We start from the raw sequence: 16,632 nt of genomic DNA, 5'->3' as shown, positions 1-16,632 counted from the left end.
TTACAGTTATTTTTAAGTATTTTATTTTAAGTACGTCAGAAAATCGATTCAGACTTGCGAATAAAATTGTTCTTTATAATTCTATAAATAGTGAGTATTAAATACTTATATTTGTTTACCAATTTAATTTAAAAGTTAAACAAAATAATTACAGATATGAACTTGAATAATATAAAATCTATTTTATTTATTATTTTTATAGCGGTTTTTACAAAATCGAATGCACAATCTCAGCTTGTTAATTGCCCAACGAGTTCTGTAATTGTGTTAGAACATTTTACTGCAGGTCCATATATTCAAGGGGGTCATGTAGCCGTGTTTTTTGATCCTCAGGGTATTTACGAGTTAGACAATCAATTTATCTTAGAATTGTCTGATCCATCTGGAGATTTCACGACATCAACAGTACTTTCAATCAAGGATGAGTTTTTTATACCTGTGCTCAATGGAGTGCTACCGTTAACTGTTCCTGAAAGTTCTGCTTATAAATTAAGAATTCGCTCTACAAACCCAGCAACGGATGTTGAGACAGATTCTTTTGAAATAGTTTCTGACTCCTCTTCGGATTTGACTGTTGGTACCATACAATTTATAAATAATTCAGCTACAGATATTACAGATTTCACAAAATGTATAGACTTAGAAGCAAATAATTACTTTTTTGGATATAAAAATAGAGGTCAGAATAGCTTAACGCCATCGAGTCCAGACGCTATTCAAGTTAGGGCAATTGGAGGTTCAGCTTCTAGTAAAGACGTTAGAATTTTAGTTGCAGGTTCTTGGCAATCAATTCCATTATCTGGTTTGGGACAATTTTCTATTCCAGGAGACCTTCCAGTTGACTATTATTTAATTGAGATTGACAGAACCATCCAAGGAGCCAGTTCTGAATACCACCACACTTCAGGATTTGTATTTAATTATAATACTGGAAATACAGGAATTGCAAATACAAGCGCCGAAGCCGTTTGTGTTGGTGAATTAGTTGGTTTTGAAGTGACTTCTTCAGTAATGGCAACCAATTACCCTGGATCTTTATATTCTATCTTTTATGGAGATACTGATCAAGATATACCTGAGACCACGGAGTATTATACACATTCCAGACTTCAAATATGTAATACATTAAATCACGTATATGAGTTAGCAACCTGCTCAAGCGACTTTAAAGATGAGAATGTTGATGAGGATGGGTTTTATTACAAATTAGATTTAAAACTTTTAAACAAAGGGATTTATGATGATGAACTTCTATCTGATAATTTTTTGTGTAATGAATACTCTCAAAATGGTAACGGTACTACTAAATGGGTCAATGTAAGTTTACAACCAAGTGTGGATTTTGAAACAGAACCTGTAATTTGTGCAGGAACAGTTTTGTCTGCTAATGATATTTCTCTTGTGGGTGCATTTGGCTATGGCGCTGAATGTTTAACAGAGTATAGTTATTATTGGGATGTATTATTCCCTGGAGCTTCTGCCTGGGATACCGTTACCGACGATCTGGGTTGGATAGACGTTGATGGAAACCTAAACATCCCCGGAGAAGTAACTTTAGACAATCCTGGTTGTTGGGAAATACAATTAAAAATAAACAATCCAGCGGGTTGTGTCCAATCCGATATTGTTGTAAAAACGGTTATTGTGGAGCCGCAACCACTTTCAAATTTCACTTATAATCCAACAAGTCTTTTGTGTGCACCACAAATTATAGATTTCACAAACACTTCAAACACCGAAAATTTTTCTGAAGCATGTGGTAATCCTGTTTATACTTGGACAGTGACCCCTGTAGAAGCACCTGCTACCTTAACAGGTTTTGATTTTATTGTGGATCCAAATTTAATGGGTGATCCCATAAATTACGTAGATCCATCAATTAATTTCACTCAACCAGGTACTTACTCGGTTGTGTTAAATACGTCTAACACCTGTGGAGATGATGATTCTGAACCCGTTTTAATAGAAATCATAGGAGATCCAACGGTTAATTTTCCAACGCCATTTTTTGCCGCATGTCAGGGTTTAGCGGGTCAAACTGCTGATGGTTTTATCTTAGATTTTTTAAATAATACACCAATAAGTCCAGTATATAGCGAAGCACCTTTTGAGCCTACAACGTTCACATGGACCATTACGGGACCCGGAGTGACTGCAGCAGATTATACATTTTGGGGGGGAACCGATGCTAGTAGTGAATTTCCAATCATTAAGTTTTTAAGTTATAACACCTACACGATTACGGTAGAAGTTGATGGCAATTGTGCGAATTCAAATTCGGATACTTTAACGTTTCTATATGAGCAAACGCCCATTATCACAAATACCGATACGCAACAAGACATCTGTACTGGGGATACAACCCAACTCGTTCAGTTTACGTCTGATATGGATCCGGCTACAGACTATATAATATTTGTCAATGTAAATACAAATATTTCTGGATATGATGCGACTTTAAATTCTGGAGGTACGATTCCAGTCATGACTTTAATAAATTCAACGAACGTTCCACAAGACCTCGTATATTCAGTGGCTCCTGTCGTAAACAATTGTCAAGGGGGGACGGTCAATTTTATGTTTACCGTGAATCCAGAACCACTGATTCCAAATCAAACGGATGAGATTTGCTCAGAGGAAACTTTTACAGTTGATCCTGTAAATAACCCACCCACAACGATTGTACCAGTAGATACTACCTATACTTGGACGGTAGTTGATAATCCAAACGTTGATGGGGAGTTAGATGAAACAACTCCTCAAACTTCTATAAGCCAAACACTTACCAATATAACGAATACGGTTCAAACAGTTGATTATATTGTCACGCCAACTTCTGGTGCTGATGGTTTTTGTGTTGGTGCTGATTTTACGCTCACAGTGAGTGTCAATCCAAAACCATTTATGGATCCCTTTACTCACGCACCGTTCTGTTCAAACTTTACTTTTATTGTATTACCAATAGACGGTCAAGGCAATACGAATAGCGATATTGTTCCAGTAGGTACCACCTATACATGGACGGTAGTTGATGTAAATGGTTTGGTAACTGGCGATTCTGATGTAACAATAGGTCAAACGTCTATAAGTCAAAACTTAATAAATATTTCAGATGTCCCTCAAACGTTGGTCTATACAGTGACACCAACTTCAGGAGATGTAGGTGCTTGTGTCGGAGATCCTTTTATTGTAACTTTTACGGTGAATCCTGCTCCAGTGATTCCAAATCAAACGGATGAGATTTGCTCAGATGAAACTTTTACGGTCAATCCTACAAATAATCCACCCACAACGATCGTACCAACAGATACAACTTATATATGGACGGTAGTTGATAATCCAAACGTTGAAGGGGAGTTAGATGAAACAACTCCTCAAACTTCTATAAGCCAAACACTTACCAATACAACGAACACGGTTCAAACAGTTGATTATATTGTCACGCCAACTTCTGGTGCTGATGGTTTTTGTGTTGGTGAAGATTTCACGCTCACAGTGAGTGTCAATCCAAAACCATTTATGGATCCCTTTACTCACGCACCGTTCTGCTCAAACTTTAATTTTGTTGTATTTCCAATAGACGGTCAAGGCGATACGAATAGCGATATTGTTCCTGCAGGTACCACCTATACATGGACGGTAGTGGATGCGAATGGTTTGGTAACAGGTGATTCTGACCAAACTATAGGGCAAACATCTATAAGTCAAACCCTAATAAATATTTCAGATGTCCCTCAAACGTTGGTCTATACAGTGACACCAACTTCAGGAGATGTAGGTGCTTGTGTCGGAGATCCTTTTATTGTAACTTTTACGGTAAATCCTGCGCCAGTGATTCCAAATCAAACGGCTGAGATTTGCTCATCTGAAATTTTTACGGTCACTCCTTTAAATAATCCACCCACAACGATCATACCAGCAGATACAACCTATACTTGGACGGTAGTTGATAATCCAAACGTTGTTGGCGACTTAGATGAAACAGACCCTCAAACGGATATAAGTCATGCACTTATCAATCTAACAAATATAGTTCAGACTGTCATTTATACGGTCACTCCAACTTCTGGCGCTGATGGTTTTTGTGTTGGTGAAGTTTTTACAGTGACAGTACAAGTAAATCCTGAACCTGTCATACAACCCGTTAACTTTGGAGCGATTTGCTCAGGTACAGCTTTTACTGTAATCCCAACCAATGATGGAGGTTCATCTCTTAGCGATATTGTTCCAGTAAATACAACTTATACATGGACTGTGGTCGATGCAAATGGGTTGGTGACTGGCTATTCTGACGAAGCTACAGCTCAAACCTCTATAAGTCAGACTTTAACAAACACATCAATTGTAACTCAAACAGTGGTGTACACAGTGACACCAACTTCGGGAGATCAAGGTAATTGCGAAGGGCTACCATTCACAATAAGTGTGGATGTAGATCCGCGACCAATAATGGATCCAATTGACTCTCAAACGATTTGTGGAGGGACTGCTTTTACAACACCAGTTCTTGGAGCGGATGTTGCAGGGACCGATTATAATTGGATATTATTAAATGTTGCAATGATCCCAGCCACAATAACAGGCTATCCAACAGATCCAACGCAAGCTTTAGTAGGAACTACTATTTTTAATTCAGGAGATGATGCTTACACACTGACTTACGAATTTACACCAAGTTTTAATGGTTGTGTAGGCCCGTCAAAATTCTTTGATATCACCGTGGAGCCAGCACCTAGTGTTGATTTTGATATTCTAGATCAAAGTGTTTGTTCTGGAGGGACTTCGGTTCAAGTGAATTTAGATTCAGAAACTGCTCCAGTGGATATTTCATGGACTATAGATCCAACTTTATATCCTGCGATTACAGGAATCACAACAACTGCGGGGACGATTGTAATTCCTGCCTTTAACCTTAGTAATTCTGGATCCACTCCAGTCGATTTAATTTTTAGTGCTGAGGCGGTTACCACTTCTGCGGGAGCTTGTTTAGGAAGTCCCGTATTTTATACAATTACGGTGAATCCTGCAGCCGAAATGGATGCAGTAAATAATGTTGTTTTTTGTAATGGAGAAACGACTCCTGAAATTACGTTTTCAACTCCTTTAGTTACAGGAAACACTACTTACGAATGGACGATTGATACCAATATTGGTTTAGCACCTTTGGCAGATACCGGCGCAATTCCTTCATTTATTGCAATAAATACTACAAATGATCCTATTATAGCAACTGTGACTGTGGAGCCCATTTTTTCAAATGCGACAGATCCGACGGTTGAATGTGACGGAGTTCAACAAGTGTTTACAATCACAATTAATCCATCACCACAAATTACAAATACTGAAAACAGTCAAACGATTTGTTCACAAGAGCCGTCAACTCCGGTGGAATGGACAAGCTCAATTGTGAATGGAACTCCAACCGAATACAACTGGACATTTGTGTCTGCGACTGCCGGTATTTCAGGACATTTAACAGATCCAGGTACTGGAGATTTACCAGTATTTACATTATTATCAAACTCATCTAATACTATAGGTGAATTGGTTTATGAAGTCATTCCTACTTCCTTAGGTTGTGCAGGAGATCCTTTCTTATATACCATTTTTATAAACCCTGTAATTGCAATTACCAATACAGAAACTTCACAAACATTGTGTAGCGGAGATATTTCCGCAGAGGTTGTTTGGGAAAATACAAATGCGGCATTGGCTGTCGTTTACAATTGGGTGTTGGATGCAAGTACAGTACCTGCTGGCACAACCGGACTGGAAACTGTTGGGACAGGAAATTTATCTGCAATGACTGTAGATATTACAGCTATTGTAACGACCAATATTGATTACATTGTAACACCAAATTTTGATGGATGTGATGGAACACCGTTTACTTATACGCTCACTGTAGATCCTTTACCAATAATGATTCCAATTGCCCCCCAAACGATTTGTGGCGGCACTGCTTTTACAACACCAATCCTTGATGCAGATGTTATTGGTACCGTTTATGAGTGGGTATTATTAGATGTTGGAATGATCCCAACCACAGTAACGGGTTACCCAACAGATATAACGCAGGCTTTAGTAGGAACCACTATTTTAAATTCTGGAACTGCTGCTTACACACTGACTTACGAATTTACACCAAGTTTTAATGGCTGTGTAGGTTTTTCAAAACTCTTTGATATTACCATCAATCCATCTCCAACAGTCACCTTAACTTTAGACACTCAAGACGTATGTTCGGATGCAATAACGCTGCCTTTCACTGCGAGTTCACTTACCGATCCTTCAACAACGTACCAATGGAATGTTGTAAGTGGCGCCGCTGCTTTAGATGGAACAGATCCAATTACTGGGAATACGAATGCGATCCCATCATTTACGGTCACTAATTTTGGAGTAACTCCCATCGCTATTGAGATTGAAGTTATAGCCTCCACAACAGGAGGAGCTGTTTGTCCTGGAACCCCTACAGTTCATACAATCACGGTTTTTCCAGATCCGCTAGTTAATATTATTTCTGTTGCACCAACAGCGATCTGTATAGGTGGAAGTATTCCAGATATAGAAGTGAGCACAGCGGGTGGTGCAGGGACAAGATCCTTCGAGTGGTATATTTCAGATATTTCAGGAACCTTAACAAGCATCCATCCAAACTCCACAGATTCAGCAACTTTTAATCCAGGCGTTTTTACAACAGCAGGACAATATCATTTTGTAGCCGTCGCTAATTTTGATGGCAATGGTTGTAATTCGAAAGAAAGTTTAGTTGTGACAGTAGAAGTTGTAGAAGACCCAACGTTAACAGCACCTTTAGCTTTCCAAGAATTATGTGAAGGCACTGCCTCCACAGATTTAGAAGTGATTGCAACAGGAGGAACCGGTACTTATAGTTACCAATGGTTTTCAAATACGACCAATACAAATACAGGCGGCACCTTAATAGCATTAGCTATCAATCCAGTTTTCACACCAGAAACCACCCCAGCAGGGACCGTGTTTTATTACTGCGTCGTAACCACAGACGCATCAGGATGTGAAACGATAAGTGCAATTTCAGAAGTTCAGGTGAATGAAGGTCCAACCATAAGCGTAGATCCTTTAGCCACGCAAACCGTTTGTTTAGATGGAGCAACAACAGATTTAGAAGTAGACCATATAAATGGAGTTGGTGTTCCAACCTACCAGTGGTATTCAAGCTTGACTTGTGATAACACCGATTTAAGCAATCCAATACTCGGAGCCACCGCAAACACTTTTACTCCGTTAAGTACAGCAGTAGGTTCAATCAATTATTTTGCAGTGTTGACTTTTGCCGATGGCGGATGTGATCCAATACCTTCAGAATGTGCACTAGTCACCGTTGTACCAGATCCAGAGGTCATTATAGACTCTGCTCTACCAACATCAATCTGTATTGATGGAACCATTTCTGATATAGAAGTGAGCACCACCGGTGGAACCGGAACAGTATCCTTTGACTGGTATATTTCAGATACTTTAGGAACCTTAACAAGCATCCATCCAAACTCCACAGATTCAGCAACTTTTAATCCAGGCGTTTTTACAACAGCAGGACAATATCATTTTGTAGCCGTCGCTAATTTTGATGGCAGTGGATGTGATCAGGCACAAAGTTTAGTTGTGACAGTAGAAGTTGTAGAAGACCCAACGTTAACAGCACCTTTAGTTTTTCAAGAATTATGTGAAGGCACTGCATCCACAGATTTAGAAGTGATTGCAACAGGAGGAACCGGTACTTATAGTTACCAATGGTTTTCAAATACGACCAATACAAATACAGGCGGCACCTTAATAGCATTAGCTATCAATCCAGTTTTCACACCAGAAACCACCCCAGCAGGGACCGTGTTTTATTACTGCGTCGTAACCACAGACGCATCAGGATGTGAAACGATAAGTGCAATTTCAGAAGTTCAGGTGAATGAAGGTCCAACCATAAGCGTAGATCCTTTAGCCACGCAAACCGTTTGTTTAGATGGAGCAACAACAGATTTAGAAGTAGACCATATAAATGGAGTTGGTGTTCCAACCTACCAGTGGTATTCAAGCTTGACTTGTGATAACACCGATTTAAGCAATCCAATACTCGGAGCCACCGCAAACACTTTTACTCCGCTAAGTACAGCAGTAGGTTCAATCAATTATTTTGTAGTGTTGACTTTTGCCGATGGCGGATGTGATCCAATACCCTCAGAATGTGCACTAGTTACCGTTGTACCAGATCCAGTTGTCACTATTGATTCCGCTATCCCAACAGATATTTGTATAGGTGGAAGTATTTCAGATATAGAAGTGAGCACTAGTGGTGGAACCGGAACAGTATCCTTTGACTGGTATGTTTCAGATGCTTTAGGAACCTTAATAAGCATCCATCCAAACTCCACAGATTCTACAACTTTTAATCCAGGTGTTTTCATAGCAGCTGGACAATATCATTTTGTAGCCGTCGCTAATTTTGATGGCAGTGGATGTGATCAGGCAGAAAGTTTAGTTGTGACAGTTGAAGTTGTAGAAGATCCAACCTTAACAGCCCCTTTAGCTTTCCAAGAACTATGTGAAGGCACTGCCTCCACAGATTTAGAAGTGATTGCAACAGGAGGAACCGGTACTTATAGTTACCAATGGTTTTCAAATACCACCAATACCAATACAGGAGGCACCTTAATAGCAGGAGATATCAATCCAGTTTTCACACCAGAATCCACCCCAGTAGGGACCGTGTTTTATTACTGTGTTGTAACCACAGACGCATCAGGATGTGAAACGATAAGTGCAATTTCAGAAGTTCAGGTGAATGAAGGTCCAACCATAAGCGTAGATCCTTTAGCCACGCAAACCGTTTGTTTAGATGGAGCAACAACAGATTTAGAAGTAGACCATATAAATGGAGTTGGTGTTCCAACCTACCAGTGGTATTCAAGCTTGACTTGTGATAACACCGATTTAAGCAATCCAATACTCGGAGCCACCGCAAACACTTTTACTCCGCTAAGTACAGCAGTAGGTTCAATCAATTATTTTGTAGTGTTGACTTTTGCCGATGGCGGATGTGATCCAATACCTTCAGAATGTGCATTGGTGAATGTAGGCGAAATACCTGTAATTGATGATGTACAAGTAATCATTTGTTCTGAAGCGAATTTTAATGAATCCCCAACAAATGGTGGCGGTATAAACGCAACCGATATTGTGCCAACCACCACAGAATATACTTGGACGGTTTTCGGATCCACTTTTATTACTGGTGCTTCAAATAATTTGGTTCCAGCAACTTCAATATCACAAACACTACAAAATACAACAAATACAACCCAACAAGTTTTTTATACAGTGACGCCAATTTCTACAGCTATTGGGGACTGTATTGGAGATGCATTTATCATTACAGTAACCGTTGATCCAACACCAACGATTGCTGATACAACGCTGACTGTCTGTTCAGAAATTCCGTTTAGCTACAGTGCTACCGGAGATGGATCGGCAGGTTCAGACAGTGTTCCAGCCAACACCACCTATACTTGGACAGTTGCAGCGAATCCAGATGTTTTAGGACAGTCTGCTGATAATACAGGTCTTGCTTCCTTAGATCAGACACTTATAAACCAAACAAATACCCCACAATTAGTGGTCTATACGATCACACCAACATCGGATTTAGGATGTGTTGGAGACGAATTCACTCTGACGGTGACTGTAGATTCAGTACCTTTTATTTTAGATACGACAGCGGATATTTGTAGTGGTGAAGCCTTTACGGTCACGCCACTAAATGATGAGCCAACAGAAATTGTACCTGACAATACAACTTATACTTGGACTGTTTCAGCCAATACAAATATTACGGGAGCATCTGATGTTACTGTAGGTGAAAATTCAATAAGCCAAACACTCACAAATACGAACCCATTAAATATTCCTGAGAATATCACTTATACCGTCATTCCAATGAGCGGTGTTTGTGTAGGAGTCCCTTTTGACATTGTCGTCACAGTCAAACCAAATCCTGAAGTGACTGTTTCAATCCCTGTTCAAACAGCGTGTAGTGGTGATTTATTTTCTCAGGTCGATTTCAATTCGAGTGTTCTAGGAACAGCAACAACCTATCAATATGAGCTGTTGAACCCAACTTTAGTACCTGCTGGTATCGCAGGCTATCTTGCAAATGTGACAGGTATGGGAGATTTCTTTCCAGCCTTAACACTTACGAATACAACGGCAGACCCATTTACACTTACATATTCAGTCCAACCATTATCAGACGGCTGTGACGGATTGCCTTTAACTTTTGATATCACAATCAATCCAAGTCCAGGAATCATATTCGATGAATTGGATCAAGAATTGTGTGACTTAGAAACCTCAGTAGCGGTAACGCTTACATCTGCATCTCCGAATGTGGACATTCAATGGACAACGTTCGTTCCACTAGGATTATTAGGGGTAGATGTTTTAGCAGGAACGGATGAAATTCCAGCCTATACATTGGACAATACATTAAATGTGCCTATTGACTTGGTGTTTACAGCAACAGCAACCACCAATGATCCATCGGCTTGTCCAGGGGCTGATTTTACGTATACAATTACCGTGAATCCAACCACTACAATTGATGCCATACCAAACCAGATAATTTGTAGTAGAGGTGATTTTGCAGATGTATTCATTACATCGCCAACCACACCATTAGGGTCATTGACCTACGAATGGGAAGTCACTTCTGCAGGGTCAAATCTAACTGGCTTTACCACAAATGCTGGGCCTATAGTATTTACAGACCCAATTTTGGGAGAAACAATTTTTAATGCTTCCAACCTTGCAGAAGATTTGGTTTACACACTGACACCATTTTTTAATGGATGTGCTGGAGACACGCAACAGTTTACGATTACTGTCAACCCAACGCCAGAAATTTTCGATACGGTCGATACGATTTGTAGTGAAGATACTTTTGACATCAATCCAACGAACGGCGATCCAACAATCGCAACGATTGTTCCTGCAAATTCAACTTATATATGGACAGTCCTTGCAAATGATGACGTTACTGGGGAAGCGGATGAAATTCTTCCACAAACCAATATCAGTCAAACCTTGGTTAACGAGACCAATATCCCTCAAGATGTAGTGTACACAATCACACCAGTGTCTGATTTAGGATGTGATGGACCAACGTTTGAACTTACAGTGACCGTAGAACCGCGTCCAATAATTTCAGATAAACAAGATGGTATTTGTAGTGGTGAAACGTTTACAGTCACACCCGTAGATGCGGCACCTCTTGAAATTGTACCAACGAATACATTATATACATGGACCGTTGTTCCAGCGGCGGATAATGCTTTTGTAACAGGCTTTAGCGATGTGACAGTGCCAACGGCTCCAATCAGTCAAACACTGATTAACGGATCGGATGAGGTAAGAATCATTACCTATACAGTGACACCAAGTTCAGGAACTTGTATCGGGCTTCCATTTGAAGTAGAAATTACCTTAAGCCCAAGTCCTACAATTGAAGATGTTGTTGTAGATCCGATTTGTAGTGAAGATACGTTTGTTGTATCGCCAACCACAGGCATTCCAAACGCGAATACTGTAGTGCCAATAGGAACTACTTATACATGGACAGTGCTTGACAATCCAGATGTAGATGGGGAAAGCGATGAAGCCGTTCCACAAACAGACATCAGTCAAACCTTAACAAATACAAGCTCAGTAACTCAAACAATAGAATATACCGTGACACCACTCTCTATTGGATGTGCAGGATTAACATTCCAAGTATCTGTAGATGTGAAGCCACGCCCATTTATTGTTGAAGGTACAGCAACTCAAGACACCCAATGTAGTGGCAGTCCATTTGTAATTTCTCCACAAGATGGAGTCCCTACCCCAGCAATGATTGTTCCAATAGGAACGCAATATACTTGGGTAGTGTCAGTACCAAATCCAGATTTAACGGGTTGGAGTGATCAAATAACTGCGGTTGATGATATCACGCAAACCTTGATAAACACCTCTAATACAATTCAGCAAATCACCTATACCATCACTCCTGAAGCAGATGGATGTGTTGGGCCATCATTTGATGCGGTCATTACCATAGAGCCAAGACCCTTTGTTCCAGATGTGTTTGTACAGATATGTGATGCGACCTCTTATATATTGAGTCCTGAAAATGGAGTAACACCTGATGCGACAACTATTATTCCAGATGTGACCTTATATACTTGGGCTTTACCAACGGTTACGGGAGGAGTCACAGGCGGTTCTGATGGAATTGATGAAGCATTTTTTGAGACAGGTGTTTTAGAAAATCCAACTACGGATTTGCAAACATTGGTTTATACCATTACACCTATATATTATAAAGTAGCAGATCTAACGACCCCAGTGTGTATCGGAGATCCGTTTACAGTGACGGTTACACTGTCGCCCTCACCAGAAATTAATGAGGTAGTCACCAATATCGCTTGTAGTTTTAGCGCACTTTGTGAAGCGACGATCGATATTAGTCCAGTAGGAATCTTACCATTCTCGTACAATTGGACGTCTTTGGAAGGCAATCCGATCGCAGATCCAACAGCGGAAGATTTAGTTGACCTCTGTCCTGGTACCTATGAATTAGCAATTACAGATGGTTCAAACTGTACTTACATATTTCAATACCTAGTGGAGCCACCAACACCGGTCGATTTCACACTTGAAAGACGTGTTGATATTTCATGTAATAATGTCGATGTCCCACCTTGTGATGGGTATATTGAAATGAGTATTACAGGGGGAACCTTGCCTTATACATTGATTGAATATTATACAGAAACAATTCCAAATTCAGGAATATTTGATGCAGGACCTCTTACCAATTCAACCAATCCACTCGAGTTATTCAATGCTTGTGAGGGAAACTATGTGTTGAAAGTACTAGATGGCAATGGATGTCTGTTTGTCTCTAACACGATTCTAATCGAACAGCTAAACACACCTGTTTCTTTAACGTCAACACTTTCAGATTTTAATGGATTTAATATCGATTGTGCAACCGCAAATAGCGGTTTTGTATCCGTTGATTTATCAGGCGGTTCAGGCATGTACAACTACAGTTTTGAAAACAATGCCGGAGCTGTTTTATTTGATGGAGTATTGATAACTGCACCAGCCAACATCTTATTTGATAACTTGCTTGCAGGCGATTATACACTGACCGTTGAAGATCCAAACTGTCCGAATCTCATCGTTCAAACATATACACTGACCGAACCAACTCCTTTAATAGTGACTGCTACTTTAGTAGATCCTATTCTATGTTTTGGTGGATTGGCAACTTACGAAGTCACTGCCACAGGAGGTGTACCTCCTTATTTCGGCACAGGCTTTGTGGATGTCTTAAGTGGACCAGCAGTATTTGTAGTGTCTGATTCCAACGGTTGTTCGCAACAAGATGCAACAGTTGTTGCAGAGCCAGCGCAAGTATTAGCTACTGAAATTGTCAACGATGCGCTTTGTTTTGAAGATAGAGGCTCACTGGTGATTACACCTACAGGTGGAACGGGTATTTTAACCGTTTCACTATTTGATGCTGCCAATAATTTTATGAGCAGTCAAATCACCACCACAGGAGTTGCAGTACAGTTCAATGAATTTGAGGGTACTTATTTTTACAATGTTTTAGATGAAGAAAATTGTGAATTTGGCCCGATCGCAATCACGATTGGCCAGCCAGATCCTATTGAAATAATTGACACAGTCATCATACAACCCAATTGTGATACAGTCCCAGCATGGGCGTTTGATAATGGGTCTATTTGTATCACTATCACAGGTGGAACAAATCCATTCCCTGTAGGCGCTGGATGGGTTGATAATGGCGGCGGACAATGGTGTTTAAGTGGACTTACAGAAGGCACGTATCCATTGGATGTCACCGATATCAATGGCTGTCCATTATTTGTGCCAGTTCCAGATGTGATTCTTACACGACCACCAGAAATTACAGCATTCTTTACAGATACCTTAGCAATTGATTGTGCGACGGATACCGCAACCCAAACCAATGTTATCTTTGTAAGTGGGGGCGTACCTCCTTATGAGATCACATGGTCAGGCGGCGTATGGGATCCAGCAACGCAAGTAGTCATGTCAACCACTGTTGGTGGAATATACACGGCTTTTGTAAACGATCAACATGGAATCGCCAATGGCTGTCCTCCAATACCATTTGTTTTAGATCCGATTACATTCTTTGAATTTGGAATTGCAGACTTTACTCTGAATTCTCTCAACAGTGATTTCTGTGGGATCTTTGCAATTGATGATCCAGTAAATTTCCAAAATACATCTACAGGAGATATCGTTAATTTCACATGGAACTTTGGCGACGGTTCTGCACCATTAAGCGGTGTAGATGCTCCAACACATGTATATGATCAACTAGGTATTTACACAATCGATCTCACAGTAGAAGACGTCTATGGTTGTTTTGATACGTACACAGAAACCATCAGAGTCACCAAAGGTTATGAAATCGTATTGCCAACCGCATTTACACCCAATAACGATGGTATAAATGATACCATGCGTCCAGTGTTTAGCTGTATGACCAATGTCCAAATGAGTATCTATGATACTTGGGGCTCCAAACTCTATGTCGAAGAAGGCGATACCATTACAGGATGGGATGGCACCATCGATGGAAACCCAGTTGAAAATGGAAACTATATCATGGTCGTCATTGCAAATACATTCAACGGCATACTGCTAGAGATGAATGGACCAGTAACCTTAATTAAATAAGATTTTAAGATGAAAAAATATATTGTAATACTAACCGTTTTAGTGTGTTTCAAAGGCTACGCCCAAGATCCCATACACACGCAGTTTTTTATGATTCCCGAAACAATAAGTTCTAGCTTTACAGGCGGGAAACAATCCACTAGAGCGGGGATTATTCACCGTACGCAATGGGCAGGTTTGAATTTTAGTATCAATACCCAATTTGCTTTTGTAGATAACTGGTTTGAAGAAGTTAGTAGTGGTATTGGAATTAGTGTATTGAACCATCAAGAAACCACCACGCGCTATAATTTTACGCAAGTAAATTTAAACTATGCCTATCAATTTGCGATCTCAGATGAGTGGAATGTAAGACCGAGTATCTCCGCAGGGTATGGAGCTAAAGATTTTGGCTTTCAAAATTTATTATTAGAAGATCAGATCAATGTGTTTAGTGGTATAATTAATGCCAATTCTATTGATCCTATTAATTTACAAGAATCGATTCGATTTATAGATTTTAGTGCCTCTGTGCTTTTCAATAATGAAAATTCTTGGGTAGGGTTGACGCTAAAGCATTTGAATCAACCGAACATCTCAATGAGTTTTGACGGTCAAGAAAGCTTGGAGATGTTTATGTCTTTGCATGGATCACTCTATATTCCTACGGGGAGTTATAGAAATGAGAATAAACTATTTGTATTGGCAAATGCCATGCAACAAGGAACTTACAGTCGGTTAGATTTAGGTGCCAAATATGAACTGGATCGTTTCTCGTTTGCGTTGTTAGCAGCCACCAACCCTAACAAAGTAGATCCAAACAGTCACCTCTTAACATCTGTTAATGCGTTTGTAGGGATGGACTGGGAAGGTTTTGTGTTTGGATACTCTTATGATTTTAACATGACGGATATTGGACAAACAGGCGGTGTCTATGAACTCTCAATTTCCTATGATTTCCTAAACAACTACAAGTGTTTTGGATGTCCTGATTATTAAGCATTCTTAATTTTAATGAAATACTTTTTTTCTGATTCTGGCTACGGATTGCAATATATGTAGTAATCTTGTCGTTCGGTTTACCGATACATTTGGATATTAAATCTTATTAAGTAATGCAGTCACCTCCGTTGTTATCTATCGTCATTCCTGTGTTTAATGAAGAAGACACTATTAAATTATTGATTGCTTCTATTGAAAAGGAACTGTCAGCTTACAGTTACGAACTTATTTTTATAGACGATTTCTCATCAGATGCCTCTTGTGAAATCATAAAATCAGATACAAACCCACATACCAGTCTGATTGCCTTTGAGCACCATAAAGGCCAGAGTTCAGCACTTGCAGCAGGAATTAAAAAAGCACGTGGACAGTATATTGCCACCATGGATGGCGATCTTCAAAACGATCCTTCGGACATTCCGAAAATGCTAGAACTTATTCAAAATGAAGGCTGGGACATGGTCATCGGTTTTCGTCAAAACCGTCAAGACCCCTTCCTTAAAACAATGCCCTCTAAAATTGCAAATTTTATAATCCGACTCACCACCCAACTACAAATTAGAGATTCAGGCTGTGCTTTGAAAGTCATGACTTCCAAAACCGCCAAAGAACTTCCGCTTCATGGCGAACTGCATCGGTTCATGGCACTCAATGCGCACATCAATGGCGCACGGATCAAAGAAGTTCCCATCATTCACCATCCCCGAATTTACGGCGTTTCTAAATATGGCTTAGAACGCACCTTTAAAGTACTGAAGGATTTAAGCCGGATTATCATTGATCATAAAACAGCACAGTCTAGGAGAATTAGGACTTAGTTTCAATCCATTGCTT

Annotated in this window: 3 protein-coding genes; all 3 read left to right on the top strand. The window is 39.9% G+C overall.

The annotated features are described in order from the left end of the window. The first annotated feature begins 156 nt into the window (after window positions 1-156). On the top strand, window positions 157-14,817 hold the full coding sequence (locus FORMB_RS02480; RefSeq protein ID WP_069675946.1) for a PKD-like domain-containing protein: 14,661 nt from the start codon (window positions 157-159) through the stop codon (window positions 14,815-14,817). Between the two features lie 9 nt (window positions 14,818-14,826). After that, entirely contained in the window at window positions 14,827-15,795 is a 969-nt protein-coding gene (locus tag FORMB_RS02475; protein WP_069675945.1) for a PorP/SprF family type IX secretion system membrane protein, read from the top strand. A 116-nt stretch (window positions 15,796-15,911) separates the two neighbouring features. Beyond that, window positions 15,912-16,616 (top strand): glycosyltransferase family 2 protein, encoded by a 705-nt coding sequence (locus FORMB_RS02470; RefSeq protein WP_069675944.1) that lies wholly within the window; start codon window positions 15,912-15,914, stop codon window positions 16,614-16,616. Window positions 16,617-16,632 lie beyond the last annotated feature (16 nt).

Origin of the sequence: Formosa sp. Hel1_33_131, assembly GCF_001735745.1 — a bacterium.
GTDB lineage: Bacteria > Bacteroidota > Bacteroidia > Flavobacteriales > Flavobacteriaceae > Hel1-33-131.
Note: the sequence above shows the minus strand (reverse complement) of the source record. Positions and strands in the feature narration are given on the sequence as shown.